This is a genomic window from Mesorhizobium sp. M2A.F.Ca.ET.043.02.1.1 (genome assembly GCF_003952405.1).
Taxonomy (GTDB): Bacteria; Pseudomonadota; Alphaproteobacteria; order Rhizobiales; family Rhizobiaceae; genus Mesorhizobium.
Genome location: NZ_CP034445.1, coordinates 6,062,231 through 6,077,995, shown reverse-complemented (window position 1 = coordinate 6,077,995; position 15,765 = coordinate 6,062,231). Strand labels below are relative to the sequence as shown.

Annotated in this window: 18 protein-coding genes and 1 pseudogene; 6 read left to right on the top strand and 13 right to left on the bottom strand. The window is 64.1% G+C overall.

Going from position 1 to position 15,765, the window contains the following annotated elements; all coding sequences use genetic code 11:
- Positions 1-194 precede the first annotated feature (194 nt).
- Both groES and groL read left to right on the top strand, forming a co-directional pair.
- The gene (gene groES, locus EJ068_RS29310) at positions 195-491 is read left to right on the top strand and encodes a co-chaperone GroES (protein ID WP_010915433.1); all 297 of its coding nucleotides are present in this window, start codon (positions 195-197) and stop codon (positions 489-491) included.
- Positions 492-553: 62 nt separating this feature from the next.
- Entirely contained in the window at positions 554-2,206 is a 1,653-nt protein-coding gene (gene groL, locus EJ068_RS29305; protein WP_126061351.1) for a chaperonin GroEL, read from the top strand.
- Between the two features lie 312 nt (positions 2,207-2,518).
- Here the strand turns inward: groL and EJ068_RS29300 are convergent, their stop codons facing one another.
- On the bottom strand, positions 2,519-3,055 hold the full coding sequence (locus tag EJ068_RS29300; RefSeq protein WP_127251620.1) for an alpha/beta hydrolase: 537 nt from the start codon (positions 3,053-3,055) through the stop codon (positions 2,519-2,521).
- A gap of 132 nt (positions 3,056-3,187) precedes the next feature.
- Here EJ068_RS29300 and EJ068_RS29295 point away from each other — a divergent pair, with 132 nt between their 5' ends.
- Positions 3,188-3,643, top strand: coding sequence for an Lrp/AsnC family transcriptional regulator (locus tag EJ068_RS29295; protein ID WP_126083198.1), 456 nt, complete (start codon positions 3,188-3,190; stop codon positions 3,641-3,643).
- 86 nt (positions 3,644-3,729) lie between these two features.
- Here EJ068_RS29295 and EJ068_RS29290 read toward each other — a convergent pair whose 3' ends face one another.
- The 3 genes from EJ068_RS29290 to EJ068_RS29280 form a co-directional block, all read right to left on the bottom strand.
- Positions 3,730-3,927, bottom strand: a complete 198-nt coding sequence (locus EJ068_RS29290; protein WP_245463274.1) for a hypothetical protein — start codon at positions 3,925-3,927, stop codon at positions 3,730-3,732.
- 83 nt (positions 3,928-4,010) lie between these two features.
- Entirely contained in the window at positions 4,011-4,526 is a 516-nt protein-coding gene (locus tag EJ068_RS29285) for an OsmC family protein (protein ID WP_127386131.1), read from the bottom strand.
- A gap of 56 nt (positions 4,527-4,582) precedes the next feature.
- Complete coding sequence (locus tag EJ068_RS29280; RefSeq protein ID WP_127253954.1) at positions 4,583-5,008, bottom strand: GFA family protein; 426 nt, start codon at positions 5,006-5,008, stop codon at positions 4,583-4,585.
- Between the two features lie 185 nt (positions 5,009-5,193).
- Between EJ068_RS29280 and EJ068_RS29275 the strand changes: the two genes are divergently transcribed.
- Positions 5,194-6,219, top strand: coding sequence for an AraC family transcriptional regulator (locus EJ068_RS29275; protein WP_189342669.1), 1,026 nt, complete (start codon positions 5,194-5,196; stop codon positions 6,217-6,219).
- On the opposite strand, the gene EJ068_RS29270 is transcribed toward EJ068_RS29275, so the two are convergent.
- The 6 genes from EJ068_RS29270 to EJ068_RS29245 form a co-directional block, all read right to left on the bottom strand.
- A complete protein-coding gene (locus EJ068_RS29270) occupies positions 6,216-6,827 on the bottom strand; it encodes a LysE family translocator (RefSeq protein WP_127251328.1) in 612 nt (203 codons plus the stop codon). The genes EJ068_RS29275 and EJ068_RS29270 overlap by 4 nt on opposite strands.
- 69 nt (positions 6,828-6,896) lie before the next feature.
- On the bottom strand, positions 6,897-7,241 hold the full coding sequence (locus tag EJ068_RS29265) for a YkgJ family cysteine cluster protein (protein WP_127251331.1): 345 nt from the start codon (positions 7,239-7,241) through the stop codon (positions 6,897-6,899).
- 208 nt (positions 7,242-7,449) lie between these two features.
- Positions 7,450-7,779 (bottom strand): YciI family protein, encoded by a 330-nt coding sequence (locus EJ068_RS29260; RefSeq protein WP_127251327.1) that lies wholly within the window; start codon positions 7,777-7,779, stop codon positions 7,450-7,452.
- Between the two features lie 94 nt (positions 7,780-7,873).
- Positions 7,874-8,527, bottom strand: coding sequence for a glutathione S-transferase family protein (locus EJ068_RS29255; RefSeq protein ID WP_127251326.1), 654 nt, complete (start codon positions 8,525-8,527; stop codon positions 7,874-7,876).
- 19 nt (positions 8,528-8,546) lie between these two features.
- Positions 8,547-9,950, bottom strand: a complete 1,404-nt coding sequence (locus tag EJ068_RS29250) for a patatin-like phospholipase family protein (protein ID WP_127251330.1) — start codon at positions 9,948-9,950, stop codon at positions 8,547-8,549.
- A 162-nt stretch (positions 9,951-10,112) separates the two neighbouring features.
- Positions 10,113-11,243, bottom strand: a complete 1,131-nt coding sequence (locus EJ068_RS29245; protein WP_189342670.1) for a metallophosphoesterase — start codon at positions 11,241-11,243, stop codon at positions 10,113-10,115.
- A 256-nt stretch (positions 11,244-11,499) separates the two neighbouring features.
- Between EJ068_RS29245 and EJ068_RS29240 the strand changes: the two genes are divergently transcribed.
- Positions 11,500-12,093, top strand: coding sequence for a hypothetical protein (locus EJ068_RS29240; RefSeq protein ID WP_245463273.1), 594 nt, complete (start codon positions 11,500-11,502; stop codon positions 12,091-12,093).
- A gap of 82 nt (positions 12,094-12,175) precedes the next feature.
- Here the strand turns inward: EJ068_RS29240 and EJ068_RS33940 are convergent.
- Both EJ068_RS33940 and choX read right to left on the bottom strand, forming a co-directional pair.
- Positions 12,176-12,873, bottom strand: a pseudogene (locus tag EJ068_RS33940) (alpha/beta hydrolase).
- A gap of 134 nt (positions 12,874-13,007) precedes the next feature.
- Complete coding sequence (gene choX, locus EJ068_RS29230; RefSeq protein ID WP_127251324.1) at positions 13,008-13,949, bottom strand: choline ABC transporter substrate-binding protein; 942 nt, start codon at positions 13,947-13,949, stop codon at positions 13,008-13,010.
- Positions 13,950-14,025: 76 nt separating this feature from the next.
- On the opposite strand from choX, the gene betI reads away from it, so the two are divergent.
- A complete protein-coding gene (betI, locus tag EJ068_RS29225) occupies positions 14,026-14,676 on the top strand; it encodes a transcriptional regulator BetI (RefSeq protein ID WP_127251323.1) in 651 nt (216 codons plus the stop codon).
- 76 nt (positions 14,677-14,752) lie between these two features.
- On the opposite strand, the gene EJ068_RS29220 is transcribed toward betI, so the two are convergent.
- The gene (locus EJ068_RS29220) at positions 14,753-15,691 is read right to left on the bottom strand and encodes a LysR family transcriptional regulator (protein WP_128315311.1); all 939 of its coding nucleotides are present in this window, start codon (positions 15,689-15,691) and stop codon (positions 14,753-14,755) included.
- Positions 15,692-15,765: the final 74 nt, after the last annotated feature.

Here is a 15,765-nt window from a genome sequence, read left to right as displayed (position 1 = left end):
GGCGCTTTTCATGGTGACGTTTCGCCTGAGAAAAATTTCGCGCCGCTTGCCCCTTTCGCGCGCCTTGACTCTGGCAAGGCGCCGGCCTATCTCAGCGCCACGTTAGCACTCGCCTTTGGTGAGTGCTAACTCATATCCGGCGGCCTCGCCGGATGGAGGAACAGTTCTCACCGTTCTCACTCGAGGAAGACAACATGGCAAAGTCCAAGTTCCGCCCGCTTCATGACCGCGTGGTCGTTCGCCGGGTCGAATCTGAATCCAAGACCGCCGGCGGGATCATCATCCCGGACACGGCTAAGGAGAAGCCGCAGGAAGGCGAGATCATCGCCGTCGGCTCCGGCGCCCGCGACGAGAGCGGCAAGCTGGTGCCCCTGGACGTCAAGGCCGGCGACCGCATCCTGTTCGGCAAGTGGTCGGGCACTGAAGTCAAGCTCAATGGCGAAGACCTTCTGATCATGAAGGAATCCGACATCATGGGCATCATCGGCTGAATTTCGGCCTCTCCATCAACTGAGTTTTCGGGCTCTTCCCGAGCCCCTGTCAGGAGCTAACCATGGCTGCAAAAGACGTAAAATTCTCCCGCGACGCCCGTGAGCGCATGCTGCGCGGCGTCAACATCCTCGCCGACGCGGTGAAGGTGACCCTCGGCCCGAAGGGCCGGAACGTCGTGATCGACAAGTCGTTCGGCGCCCCGCGCATCACCAAGGACGGCGTCACCGTCGCCAAGGAGATCGAGCTTGAGGACAAGTTCGAGAACATGGGCGCCCAGATGGTCCGCGAAGTCGCTTCGAAGACCAACGACATCGCCGGCGACGGCACGACCACCGCTACCGTTCTCGCCCAGGCGATCGTGCAGGAAGGCAACAAGGCCGTTGCCGCCGGCATGAACCCGATGGACCTCAAGCGCGGCATCGACCTCGCCGTCGGTGAAGTCGTCGCCGCTCTCGGCAAGGCCGCCAAGAAGATCAAGACCTCCGAGGAAGTCGCCCAGGTCGGCACGATCTCGGCCAATGGCGACGAGTCGGTCGGCAAGATGATCGCGGAAGCGATGCAGAAGGTCGGCAACGAAGGCGTCATCACCGTCGAGGAAGCCAAGACCGCCGAGACCGAGCTGGAAGTCGTCGAAGGCATGCAGTTCGACCGCGGCTATCTCTCGCCCTACTTCGTCACCAACGCCGACAAGATGGTCGCCGATCTGGAAGACGCCTACATCCTGCTGCACGAGAAGAAGCTCTCCAACCTGCAGGCAATGCTGCCGGTCCTGGAAGCTGTCGTTCAGACCTCGAAGCCCCTGCTCATCATCTCGGAAGACGTCGAGGGCGAGGCTCTGGCCACACTGGTGGTCAACAAGCTGCGCGGCGGGCTGAAGATCGCCGCCGTCAAGGCTCCGGGCTTCGGTGACCGCCGCAAGGCCATGCTGGAAGACATCGCCATCCTGACCGGTGGCCAGGTCATCTCGGAAGACCTCGGCATCAAGCTCGAGAATGTCGGCCTCAACATGCTCGGCCGCGCCAAGAAGGTGTCGATCTCCAAGGAGAACACCACCATCGTCGACGGCGCCGGCAAGAAGGCAGAGATCCAGGGCCGCGTCGCCCAGATCAAGCAGCAGATCGAGGAGACCACCTCGGACTACGACAAGGAGAAGCTGCAGGAACGTCTGGCGAAGCTCGCCGGCGGCGTTGCCGTGATCCGCGTCGGCGGTGCGACCGAAGTGGAAGTGAAGGAAAAGAAGGACCGCGTTGACGACGCGCTCAACGCGACCCGCGCGGCCGTGGAAGAAGGCATCGTCGCCGGCGGCGGCGTGGCCCTGCTGCGCGCCTCGGCCAACGTCAAGGCCACCGGCGTTAACTCCGACCAGGCCGCCGGCATCAACATCGTGCGCCGCGCGCTGCAGGCTCCGGCCCGTCAGATCGCGTCGAACGCCGGTGCGGAAGCTTCGATCGTTGCTGGCAAGATCCTCGAGAACAAGGGCGCGACCTTCGGCTTCAACGCCCAGACCGGCGACTATGGCGACATGATCGCCATGGGCATCGTCGACCCGGTCAAGGTCGTGCGCACGGCTCTCCAGGACGCGGCCTCGGTCGCCGGCCTGCTCGTCACCACCGAAGCCATGATCGCCGAAGCACCGAAGAAGGAAGCTGCCGGCGGTATGCCGGGCGGCATGCCCGGCGGCGGCATGGGTGGCATGGGCGGCATGGACTTCTAAGAAGTCCATAAAGCACGCCCATCAACCAACATTGCTCAAGCCCGCAAGCGGGCTTGAGTGGCGGCATGGACTTCTAAGAAGTCCATAAAGCACGCCCATCAACCAACATTGCTCAAGCCCGCAAGCGGGCTTGAGTGGCGGCATGGACTTCTAAGAAGTCCATAAAGCACGCCCATCAGCCAACATTGCTCAAGCCCGCAAGCGGGCTTGAGTGGCGGCATGGACTTCTAATCCAGGCTGCTTGGCTAATTCATACGGAAAGGGCGGCAGAGATGCCGCCCTTTTTCGTTGCTCAAACGTCAACGCTGCGCCTCAGGCTGCTTCAGCGACAAGGCCATCGAGCAAAGCGCGGCCCTGCGGCCAGTCGCCCAATCCGCTTTGCGCGTTGATATGGCCGGCCGACCCGATGATGGCGATGCCGCTGCCCCACCGCGCCGCCCTCGCCTCGGCATAGTCGCGCGATCCGTAGGGATCGTCGGTGCTAGCGACCACCAGCGAAGCAAAGCGCAATCTGTCCTGGGGTATCCTGGCGAAGGCCATGCCGTAGACCGGGAACAGAGCCGCCATCGGGTCCGGAACCGCGACCAGCATGGCCGCGCGGACCGGACGCCGCGAAATTGTCTGCCAATGCGCGACCAGCAGGCACGACAGGCTGTGCGCCACCAGAACGGGCGGCTCGGGCGCTTCGATCACGGCTGCCTCCAGAGCCGCCAGCCAGTCGGTGAAATCGGGCAGGTCCCAGCTCGATGGCCGGAAACGCCGCATCGCCGGATCGGTGTCTTGCCAGCGCGATTGCCAATGCGTGGGCCCCGAGCCGCCGCTACCCGGCAGGATGATGAAATGCGTCATGTCGCCTTGCTCCTAAAGATCAACAGGAGCATGGTGGCGTCTTGCCGCAGGAGCAGGAATAGGAAATCATCGGAAAAATGACTTCGAATCCGATGGATTCAAAGTGAAGATGAATAACCCGATGAGCCAGTTATGTTCGACCCCACCGACATTGCCATTGTCGAAGCCTTGCAGGAGAACGGCCGCATCGGCATGTCCGAGCTTGGCCGCCGCGTCGGCCTCTCGCAGCCGGCGACTTCGGAGCGGGTGAAACGCCTGGAGGAGCGCGGCGTCATTGCAGGCTACACCGCCGTGATTGACCCGGCCGCGCTCGGCCTGGGCATGATGGCCATCATCCGGGTGCGCACCACGCATGAGCATATCCGCCCCTGCCTCAAGCAGTTCGCCGAGATGCCACAGATCACCGAAGTGCACCGGCTTACCGGCGAGGACTGCTTCATCCTCAAAGTGGTCGTCCCCTCGCCGGCGCAACTTGAAAGCATCGTCGACGCCGTGGCGCGCCACGGCTCCGTCACGACGGCGCTGGTGCTGCGCAGCGAGACACCGAAGCCGATCGGCCGCGATCTGATCCGGCAATCGGCCCGCTAGCGCGTTTCACCGTTCAAAGGAAAGGCGAAACGCTCTGCCGGCGGGCCTTCATCGGCCGCGCGCGACCGAGTTGACCGCTCAAATGGTCAATGCGGCTCCGCAGTGGCCTGACCAGCAAGTACCGCCTGCTCGACCAGCGCGGCGACCTCGTCGGCAACGGCCTGGACCGGCGTGCGGTCGCGGGTGGCGCGGGCGATCACCATAAGGCCTTCCAGCGAAGATTCGACCAGCAGCGCCAGCGCTGCGCACGCCGCTCCGGCAAAATCGTCGAGGCGACGGGGCATGTGAAAGGATAGGCCTGGCGCGGAAAGCCGCGCTCAGGCCGAGCTCGAAACTGCCCGCCAGGATCTCGGTTCCGGGCAAAGTGTCACGAGACCACCCTGTTGAGTTTCACGAAGGTCTTCGGGCTGTGCTGGATGGTCTGGAAGATCACGCAGTAGCGATCGGTGAGCTCCATGAGTTGGGTCAGCCGGCTTTGCTCGACATCCGACTCGATGTCGAAGCGCAGGCGGATTTCCTTGAAGCCGACCGACACCCCCTCGGTGACGCCGAGCGTGCCGCGAAGATCGACATCGCCCTCGGCGGAGATTTCCGCCGACTTGATCGGAATCTCGAGCACGGCCGCGGCCGCCCGCATCGAGACGCCGGCGCAGGCGATCAGCGCCTCCAGCAGCATGTCGCCGGAGCAAAGCTCCTGGCCGCTGCCGCCGGCCTTCGGATGAATGCCGGCCAGCGCAAGCCCGCGCCCGGTTTCGACCTTGCAGGTCACCTTTGAGTCGTCGGCGCTGCCCTTCGCCTTCAAGGTAAGAAGCGCGGCCCGCGCATCCTTGCGATAAAGATCCTTGATCGGCTCCTGCGTGGCGCGAAACGTCGCGATATCCATTGCTGTTCTCCTGTCGTGAATTGCGGTTGCTTGAAGTCGTCGACCATCGTCCGGACCTATTCCGGGACCGCGATCCCGGAGCCGCCGAGCTCGGCGGGAAAGTCCTTCAGCTTCGGCAGCCCGTCCTTCATCGGCAGGACCGTCTCGGCGTAATTGACATGGACCCCCGGCGCGAATTCCACCGTCGGTATGGTGGCCGCATAGACGTCGACCAGTCCGAGCGGCGGATGGTCCGTCATCAAATGGCCGCCGCATTTCGTGCAGAACTGGCGGTCGCTCATCTCGGACTTCTTGAAACCTGAGAGAAACTCCGCCCCCTTGGTGACCTTGACGTTCTGAGGCTTCCACAGCGTGAAGGCGTTCACGGGAGACGCCGACCAGGAACGGCAGGAACTGCAATGGCAATAGCCCATTGCCTCCGCGTTTCCGTGGACTTCAATTTCCACGGCGCCGCAAAAACACCCGCCCTTATGTACCGTCATGACTTTAGTCCTTTTCTTTCGTTGCGTTCGATTGCGCAGAGCGTGCAACAGAAGACAGCTCCTGACGCCGGTTGGGGTTTAAAGCTTCCCACCTGGGACGGAATGATGGGGCGTCCGCGTTAGTTGACAGCGCGTCCGGAACTCGAATGGAAGTCGCGCAACTGGCTTAGCGGGACATGGGTGAAATGGCCGGAGACGCTCTGTCTGACCTTTTGAAAACGGTGCGCCTCACCGGTGCGACGTTTTTCGACATCGAGGCCCAGGATCCGTGGGCGGTCTGCTCGCCGGCACCCGCCTCGATATTGCCGAGGATACTGCCGGGCGCGGACCACCTGATTTCCTATCACGTGCTCACGGCGGGCCGCTGCTTTGCCCGCATTATCGGGCAGGAGGCGATCCCGGTGGAGGCCGGCGAGGTCGTGGTCTTCACCCACAGCGACCCGCATATCATGTCGAGCACGCCCGATTTGAGGGCCGACCCGCCGACGGCGGACGTGCTGCAGATCGCGGCCGCAAGCCAAACGCCTTTCCCGATCAACTACGTCAAGGACGGATCGCTGTCGGCGAGGCTGGTCTGCGGCTATCTCGCCTGCCATGCCCTGCCCTTCAATCCACTGCTGGAGGCGCTGCCGCCCGTCATCAAGGCCGGCGACGTCAAAGGCGATGCCGGCTGGCTCGGCCAGTTCATCAGATTGGCGGTCTCGGAAGTGGCCGAGAAGCGGGCCGGCAGCGAAACGGTGCTTACCAAGCTCAGCGAACTGATGTTCGTTGACGTGTTGCGCCGCTATGTGGAATCGCTGCCGCCGCAGCAGACCGGCTGGCTGGCGGGCCTGCGCGATCCGCAGCTGTCGAAGGCGCTGGCGCTGATCCACGACCGGCCGGCCCACAATTGGACGGTGGAGGCGCTGGCCAAGGAGTCCGCTTTGTCGCGCACGGTGCTTGCGGAGCGCTTCACCAAAGTCGTCGGCATGCCACCGATGCATTATCTCGCCAAATGGCGCATGCAGATCGCCTCGGAGCTGCTCAGCACCGGCAACAGCAACGTCGCCAGCATCGCGGCGGAGATAGGCTACGAATCCGAAGCGGCTTTCAGCCGGGCCTTCAAGAAGATGATCGGCGTACCGCCCTCGGCCTGGCGCCTGGGCGTTAGAGTTGCGGCGGGCTCCGGAAGCGACGAGGCTTCCGAAACGGCGAATGGATCAGGGAGCTAGCGATCCGCCACAGCCAGCTTGGCGCCAAGCATGACGAAGGCAGCGGCGAAGCTGCGGCGCATCCAGGTCAACACCTTCGGCCGCGACACGATGTGGCTGCGCACCGAGGCCGCGAAGACGCCATAGACGGCGAAGACGACGAAGGTCATCAGCATGAAGACGCCGGAGAGCTCCAGCATTCTGGGCAGCGCATGCGGCTCGGTGGTGCTGACGAATTGCGGCAGGAAGGCGAAGAAGAAGATCGACAGTTTCGGGTTCAGCACGTTGACCAGGATGCCAGCGGTGATCGTCCTGGCGGTCGAGCGCGGCGCGGCGTCCTCGTCGATGCTCAACCCGCCCTTCTCCTTCAACGTGTTCCAAGCCATGTAGAGCAGGTAGGCGACGCCGAGATATTTCAGCGTCTCGAAGGCGACGGCGCTGGTGTGCAGCACAGCGGCGAGGCCAGTGATGGCGGCCGCCATATGCGGGATGATGCCCAACGTGCAGGCGAATGCGGCGACGACAGCGGCGCGTGCGCCGCGCGAGAGGCCGGCGCTCAGCGTGTAGAGGACGCCGGTGCCGGGCGAGGCCACGATGATCAGCGACGTTAACAGGAATTCGATGCTCATGGATTTCCTCCGCGGCCCTGCCCGGCCGGAAGGTACCGGGAGGTGTGGACTTCGGCAAGCGGGTGGAGACTAGCTCACCGACAACCCATGCGCCGTCCTTGCCATCAGGCAGTCGTCGCCGCCGGGCATGCAGGCGCGGCAGACATCCGGGCGGAGATCATAGATGCCGCAGGCCGTGTGCTTACCCACCTCCCCGGTGAGCGCAGAGCACCGCGCACCCTCGCAGCGCATTCCGGACTGGTCGGCGGCTACCAGTTCGAGCGGGATGCGGTCCAGTTGCTCATCCTCCTCGGTCGAGAAGCGCGGCCAGTCGGCCGAATAGGAGCAGCAGGCTCCGCAGCTCTGGCAGTCGAAGGCGACGCCTTGCGAAAACGATACGGTGATGGCGGGGTCGGGCGGCAAGGCGATCCTCATGCGTGCCTTGTCTTGGCGCAGGATTGCGGCGTTCGTCCATCCTTCCACGCAATTTTTCCCGACAGCATGATTTTTTCGTTTTGCCGGGAACCCTTTCGCCGGCTGCCGGTTTTATCCCTGCTGTCAGCAATTCGAGAGCGATCGAGAAAGGTTGACGGCAAAGACGCCTCCCGCGTGTAAAAAGCGCGAGAGGCGTTTTTCATCAGGCCTACATGATCACGCTCAACAGCGGCAGGATCTCATAGCGGAAGCCGCGGCCCGAACGCGCCACCGGGTCGGCGTCGGTCACGGCCCTCGCCTCCGCCTCGCTGCCGGCACGCAGGATCAGCAGCCCCCATGGGCCGGCCGGATCGGCGACCGGGCCTGCCATGATCATGATGCCTTCGCGGAGCTTCTCGCGCAGATAGTCGGCATGCCGGCCCATCAGCGCCCTTTCTTCCTCCGTCATGGTGAGGGCGAAATCCGGCCGCGGCGGGATCAACCGGCAATGGAAGATCGTTGACGCCGTGGCTTCATGCGGTGCTTCACTGTTGGCCATCGCCGCCTCCCTGAAAGTCTATTGCCGCCGGCCGCCCACGGGTGGATCCGCCGCGCAACTTCCACGAAACGTTACACCTTCTTCCTGAATAGCTCTATTCGTCCGGGCCAGGCTCCGGCCATGGCTCCTTGGCGGCTTCGGCATACCAGTGACGCATCGCAGGCATCGCCAAGACCGCATCGACATAGGCGCGGGTGACGGGCGCCAGATCGCCGCCATAAGTGTCGAAGCGCGTGACCACCGGCGCATACATGGCGTCGGCCGCAGTGAAATGGCCGAACAGGAAGGGGCCGCCCTGACCATATTGCTCGCGGCACTGGCGCCAGATCGCCTCGATCCGCGCCCGCTGTGCCTCGCCCTCGGCATCGAGCGGCGTGTGCGATTTCGGCCGGCGCAGATTCATCGGCCAGCCGTAGCGGACCTCGCGGAAGCCGGAATGCATCTCGGTCGCAACCGAGCGCGCCAGCGCGCGAGCGCCGAGGTCCTCCGGCCAGAGCTTCTTCTCAGGGTAGAGGTCAGCAAGATATTCAAGGATGGCAAGCGTTTCCCAGACGATCCTGCCATTGTGATTCAACACCGGCACAAGGCCGGTCGGCGACGCCTTGGCAAGGTTGGCCGCGGTCTGCGGCGTGCGCAGCCGCACGAAGCCCTCCTCGAAAGGTATTTCCAGGTGCTGCATGGCCACCCAAGGCCTGAGCGACCAGGAGGAAAAGCATTTGTTGCCGATATAGAGGGTGAACTCTGCCAAGACCTGTCTCCTGATGATGTCAATTCGCTTCGGCCGTCGTGATCGCCGGCGGCCTCACGCCGGCGCGGGCCTGGATCGCGGCGACTGCCGTGTGTATGTCGGGATTGACCTCGAGCGCCCTGCGGCCCGCATCGATCGTGAGGTCGACCTGGTCGACAGGCAGCCTGAGCCTGGTCGGAATCTCGTTCAGCTTCGCCTGCGTCGCCGGATCGAGATCGGCAAAGGAAAGGTGCTGGACCACAAGGCGGACGTCACGGCAGTTCCACCGGGCCGACGAACCGCGATAGGCCGAAACGGTCGAGGGCGGCAGCTCGCAGCGATAACGCACCAGCTCACCCTTCCATTGCGAGACCGCAAGCTTCAGCGCATCGAACTCGTCACGCACCGAGGCGGCAAGCGTGGTGCTGGTCACGGCGTCGAGGAGCTCGGCGGCCTTTGGCCCGTGCAGCGACTTCGCCCAGTTCACATCGCTGTCGCTCCCGGCGTCGGCGACGATGAAGATCAGCGTCGTCAGGCGGACCGCGGCCGACGGCGACAGCGGCCCGTAAGGCGTGCCGGCGGCGGAGCGCTCAAGCGCGAAGCCGGTGACGCCGATATTGTCCGTCAGCCCACCGTCGAGCAGCTTCACATAGTCGAGCGGATCGTCGTTCTGATAGGAATCGAGCGCGCTGGCATAGGCCTTGAGCCGCAGCGAGGCGTTGCGGTCCGCAAGCGCCTCGCTCAGCCATTGCGGCATGCGGTAACCGCAATGCGGGCTGGTCGCCGAGACCACGATCGGCGCGAAGACGATCGGCACGGCGGCCGATGCCGCGACAGCGTCGGCAATCCGCAGTTGGTCGAGGTCACTGCAGAGCGCCGCGAAAGTGTCGTAGGTGAAGAGGAACGGCGTGCGGTTGTAGATGTCGGAGGCGTTGATCCAGACGATCGGACCTTTCGGCCGGTGCAGGGCCTTGAAGGTCGCGCCGTCGAACAGATGGTGGTTCAACCATCTGGCGAAACCGCTGCGGTCGTTGACACCGCCATAATAGGCGCGGATGAAGTTGACCGGGGAGAACGATGTCCTGAGATCGGCTTCGGCGTTCTGGGTCAGGAAGCGCTCACGAAAATCCCGGTAGCCGTCCCTGCCCTTGTAGCCGAAATAAGCGGCGGCGACCGCGCCGCCCGAAGCGCCTGAAATCATCCTGATGTCGTCGATCAGCGTGCGCCGTTTCGGGCGTTGATCGACGACGACGTCGTCCAGCGCCCGCAACACGCCGTAGGAGAAAGCGGCGGCCCGCGTGCCGCCGCCGGAAAACGCCAGTCCGACCACGGTCGAGCCATCATCGGCGGGGTCTGGGATGTAAGTGGGTGATGGGCGACCGGCTTGCCTGGTGAGCGTGTTGATCGGTCCAACGTCGTCAGTGACGCAGCCAGCCAGGGCCATCAGGACAGCGACAAAAGCTACACGAAGACGCAAACCCGGTTCCCCCAGGGCTGCCCTCTCCGGCAGCCGCGGCGAGCCTAACCGGATTGCGTCGCCCGATGCAACCGCACCCCGCAAGCACCAGGATGACAGGCACCATGGAGGCCGCCGCGGGCGGCCTTTTCATGTCTGGAATTGCTTGGCGAAAGCGTTGGTGAAGACGATCTCGCCACGGTCGCCGGCCGCCTCGCCCAGCACCACATCCATGTTGTCGGCCGTGATGCGCGCGAGCGCGAAGCCGCCCATATAGGCCGCCTTCGGCTTGACGAGATCGAGGCCGTCGCGCTGGTAGATCATCGGCACTTCGTGCTCATGGCCGTGGAAGATCGCGATGACATTGTAGCCGCTGATCGCCGCCAGCAGAGCCTGGCGGTCGGCCTCGCCCCACCAGTGCGGGCGGCCTGAACCATCGTCGTCATAGGTGCGTTTCATCGGATCCCAGCGCTCGGTCGAGAAAGTGTCCCAACCATAATGCTGGAAGATGACCACGGGACGGCCGTCGCCGGCATAGGTGGCGAGGTCCTGCTTCAGCCAGGGCAGGCTGCTCGGCGCGCCATGGCCGGTGTCGCCGGCGAAGCGGTGCGTCTGGATGAGATGCAGGCCGCCCCAGTCCCAGGAATAGCAGTCGGTATCGACATCATATTCGGTTGCCGGCACCGGTGGCTTGAAGAACACGCCCGGGCGATGGTTGACCTCGACATAATCTCGCAATTCGCGGCGATACCAATCTACATGCGGCGGCGAGCCGTTCTGGTCGAGATCGTGATTGCCGAGCCCGACATAGACCGGGATGTGGACGCGATCCGGCCCGATGCCTTCCTGGTAGCGCTGGGAGAACTGCAGAAGCTGCGTGCCTTCGCTGGGCTCGGTGACCTGGCCACCGCCATCATCGGTGATGTCGCCGCCGGTGACGAGGCCGAGCGGCGTGCCGATGCGGGTGCCGGCCGAATGCAGGCCGGTGGAGACGCCGTTGATCTCGGCCGGCCACTTCTTGTCGGCAATGGCGTTCAAGGCCGCGACATTGCGCAGAAGTGCTGCATCGGTCTTGCCTTCCTGCAGGCAATTGGGGCTGAGGCCGCTCGCCATGCGGCAGGCATGGATATCGGCGACGAAGAGGAAGGTGGCGTCGATCGGCTGGATGCGCTTTCCGGTCTGGCCGAAGGCGACGCGAGGCAGAGCGCAGGCCGCAACGAGGCCACCCATCCGGGCGAAGAGCAGACGGCGCGAGATGGTTGCTGGCGAGGGACGTTTCATCGTTACCCGATTAAACATTCTCGACCCGCCTCGTCCAGTTCAATGCCCAGCCGGCGCCTGGAGACTAAAGCGCGTCGCGATCTTTCAGATTCGCTCCATGCGCTTTAGGTTCTTATTTTACGCATGTCTTTATCCCGAAACCGGTTCCCACTTTCGGGAGACATGCTTTATTCATGCCAAGGCATGAAAGCTCCTGGGTCGACAGGGCGACGGCGGTCTGTCATTGCTCTGGTACATGCACCCAGGGGAGGAAGGCGTGAAGGCCCTTACAACCGGCATGGTGCTCGCCATGCTCGGCTTCGCCGGCGGCGCGCAGGCCGCAGACTGCGTCGACGCCAAATCCGCAAAAGCCGGCTTCGTGCTCGAAAAACCCGGCATAAGCAGCGAGTTCCGGCCGGCGCCCGGCGGCATGGTCGCGGTCGCCAACAAATATCAATCGGATTCGCCGCAGACGCAGTATCTCTATGCCGGGCTGATCGAGGTGTTCCGCGACAGCGACACCGGGCGGCTGTCGATGATCCCGCTCGGCGACTTGAAGAAGCTGTTCCCGCTGAAGGCGGGCGCCAAGAGCAAGACCGAATTCGTGCGGCTGTCTTCGAAAAAGACGCCGCAGAGCACCGAGACGCTGGCGCTCACCGTCAAAGGCAAGGACACCTACAGGCTCGGCGACTGCAAGTATAATGTGCTCGTGGTCGGCGAAACGATCACCGGCAGCACGGGCAACGTCATCGATACCTTCACCGCGCTCTATTCACCGGACCTGCAGGCGGTGCTGGCGCGGCGGTATGATGAGGGGACGAGCGCGCAGAGCGAGGTGGGGTTCGAGAGGATCAAGCCGCTGAAGGAATAGTGGCAGTCGTTCTTGAATTTTCGAGCGAAGGCGATCCCCCTTTTGTCCTGCCGGCGTCTATCGCAACAGGATCCTGCGGCAGTCACTCGGCTGACAGGACGCCGGCTATTGGCTTGGCGACAAAGGCCGGGTCTTCCCAATGCGGGTTGTGGCCGCAGTCCCGCGCCCAGACCAGACGCGATCCGGCAATTGCCTGGACCAGCGCCCGCTGGTGCGCTTCGCCGAAAAGCGGATCGCGCCCGCCGGCGATGATCAGCGTCGGGACCCGCACGGCCCGCGCCGCGGTGGTCAGATCGGTGCGGCGGATCTCTTCGAGAATGGGCGCCAGCGCGCCGCCGGAATCGCGGAGGCGTCCTGCGCGAGACCGGCGAGAAATGCCTGCGGCACGCCCGGCTGGCAGGCATGCCACCAGTCATAGAACGGATCGGACGGCGAGATCGGGTCGCGCAGGGCCGCCACGCCGTCGATCAGTTGGTGATGCGATCCGAAATCGGGCTTCAGCGTGCTGGCCAGGATGACCAGCCCTCCGATCACGTTCAGATATTGTGCGGCCAGCGCGATCGACACCATGCCGCCAAGCGAGTGTCCGACGACAACCGGTCGGTCCAGCCGCAAGCGCCGGATCAGCCCGGCAATGTCGTCAGCGAAATCGGCGACGCTGCACCCCTCGCCCGCATTTGAGGCACCGTGGCCACGCAGATCCGGCATGATCAGCCGGCGCCCGGAAAGATGCGGGGCCAGCAGCGAAAAACTGCGGCTGGTGTCGGTGAAGCCATGCACCAGGACAAGCGGCGGCTCCGAACCGGCGACCTCGACATAGGCTAGGTCGAGGCCGCCGACATCGACAATCCGCTTGCGGGAGGCCCAGGTGGATTGCTCGATGTCCTGAACCGTCAGCTCCGGGGCTGCCTGGCTCACAGTCCGAGCTTTTCCTTGACCGCGGCAAGGCCGGGCTTGCCGTCGAAGGTGGTGACACCGGCCAGCCAGGCGTCGAGGCGATCCTTGTGCAAGGTGATCGACTTCAGCGCACCGTCTTCCGGCTTCATGCCATCGTTGATCAGATAACCCATGCCGACATTTTCCATGTCGATGTCGAAGGCAAGGTTCTTGAGAAACTGCGCGACGTTCGAGCATTCCTGCAGGTAGCCCTTGCGCACCTGGGTGGTCACGGTGGCGGCGCCGAAATTCGGACCGAAGAACTTGTCGCCGCCGGTCAGATACTTGAAGTCGTACATCGTGTTCATCGGACGCGGCGCCCAGCCCTGGAAGACGATGAACTGCTTCTCCTTGATCTCGTAGCCGACCTCCGAGAGCATGCCGGCTTCGCTCGACTCGACCACCTGCCAGCCGTCAAGGCCGAATTGCGGATCGGCGATGGCGTCCATCATCAGCTGGTTGGAGCCCGGCTCGATGCCATACATCTTCTTGCCGAACTTGTCGGCGAATTTGTGCAGGTCGGAGAGGTCCTTGACGCCGGCGTCCCAGACATAGGTCGGCACGGCGAAAGTGTATTTGGCGCCGACCAGATTGACCCGCACATTCTCGATCGAGCCGTCCCCCTTCTTGTAGGGCTCGTAATAGGTGACCATGGCCGGGTCCCAGTAGCCGAGGAAGAGGTCGAGGTCCTTGTTCTTCATGCCCTCATAGATGACGTTGATGCCGAGCACCTCGCTCTGAGGCTCGTAGCCGAGCGCCTGCAGCAGGACCTTGGCCACGCCCGTGGTGAAGGCGAGATCATTCCAGCCGGGCTCGGCCATGCGGACCGCTTTACAGCTCTCGGCCTCGGCGGCCTGGGCCGCCTGGGAAGCCAGCATCAACGCCGCAACACAAACGCCATTCGCAAGCACGCGCAACATTCCGGTTCTCCTCGTCGTTTGACCTTCCGGTCTATTTATTGTCCAATTGGTCAATCATTGATCTGAGCGGGCGAAGATGTCAACATGGATTCGCCATGCATGGATTGGTCCGGTGAAACTGACGCGTCTCAGCGACATACGCCGCAAGGAGTTGCGGCAGGCGGCGTTCGCCGTTCTGGAGCGCGAAGGCATCGCCGGCGCGACGCTGGAAAAGGTCGCGGCCCAGGCCGGCGCCTCGAAGGGCATCGTGCTGCACTATTTCCGCAACAAGCAGGAGCTGTTCGAGCACGCCATGCGCGAGGCCAACGCCGTGCTCTGTCACGCCGTCGTCGCCAGACTGCAGCGGGCGCGGTCTCCGATGGAACGGCTGGACGCCGTGATCGAGGGCAATTTCGAGGAGCACCTGTTCCTGCCGCCACTCTGCCATGCCTGGCTGTCGCTCTGCGCCGAGGTGCCGCGCGACGAGAAGCTGGCTCGCATCCAGAAGGTGATCCACGCGCGGATGCGCTCGAACCTGTTGTCCGGTCTGCGCGGTCTCGCTTCGCCGCAACTGGCCGAGGAGATCGTGCTCGGCGTCACCGCCTTGATCGACGGGCTGTGGCTCAGGCTCGGCCTGCAGCCGGGCAGCATCACGCGCGAACAGGCGGTGCGCCAGGTCAAAAACTTCGTCGCGGGGCGACTGGCGCTACGCCAGCCAGCGCCCGTTGGCCTGGCCTCGGCTGGATAAAGTTCAGACCAGCGACAGGCCGCCGGGTGGATGTCGGCTATATGCGGGGGCGAGGTTGACGGCTCAATGGGTGGTCTCAGTCCTTGAACCCAAGCCTTCCCACCTCGTCGAGGATCTGCTCGCGAATCCAGCGATGCGGCGGCTCATCATCGCGACGGGCGTGCCAGTACATCCTGACCGCCGGCGATTGTATCGGGATCGGCGCCCGATAGATGCCGATCGGCAGGGTTTTTGCCGCCGCCACCGCGAACTGCGTCGGGACGGCGGCCAGATAAGGTCCACCGGCCACGGCCAGCGCCACCGCCTGGAAGTGCGGCAAAGCGAGCGTGACGCGGCGCGCGAGGCCGATCCTGCCCAGCGCATCGTCGGTGAAGCCCGACATCGAGCCATCAATGGAGCGCAGCGCGTGCGGCAGCGCGCAAAAAAAGTCGAGCGGCACCTCCTCGCCCTCCGCGATGCCCGCCTGGCAGAGCGCGGCATTGTCCCTCGCGGCGATGATGGCGAAGGGGGAGCCGAACAGCGCCACGCTCGAAACCCATTCCGCCACCTCCAGCGGGCGCTCCAGTGCAAGGTCGATCCGATCCTCCTGCAGCAGCTTCGAGACGTCGCCAATGGCGCTGTCGAGGAAGCGGAACGATACGCCTGGGGCCACCCCTGCGATGCGAGCGGCAAAGGGCGGCATCAGGAGCATGGAGAAGAAATCGGCACCCATAAGCGTGAAGGTCCGTTCCAGCTTCGCCGGATCGAAATCGGTTGCCGGCTGAAAGGCGCGCTCGATCTCGCGCAATGCCGCGCGCACCGGCTCAGCCAGGCTCTCGGCGCGCGGCGTCGGCACCATGTCGTTGCCGCGGCGCACGAAGAGCTGGTCGTTGAGCGCATGGCGCAGGCGGTTGAGCGCCGCGCTGACGGCTGGCTGGCTAAGGCCGATCTGCTCGCCGGCGCGCGTCACGCTCTTCTCGCGCAGAAGCGCGTCGAGCACCCTCACCAGATTAAGGTCGAGCGCATTCAAATTCATCGCATCGATCCGCCCCATACGATCATTCGATTTCCGTCGCCGACCCGTCCAGGTTAAGTCGCCGTCGAAGCCGT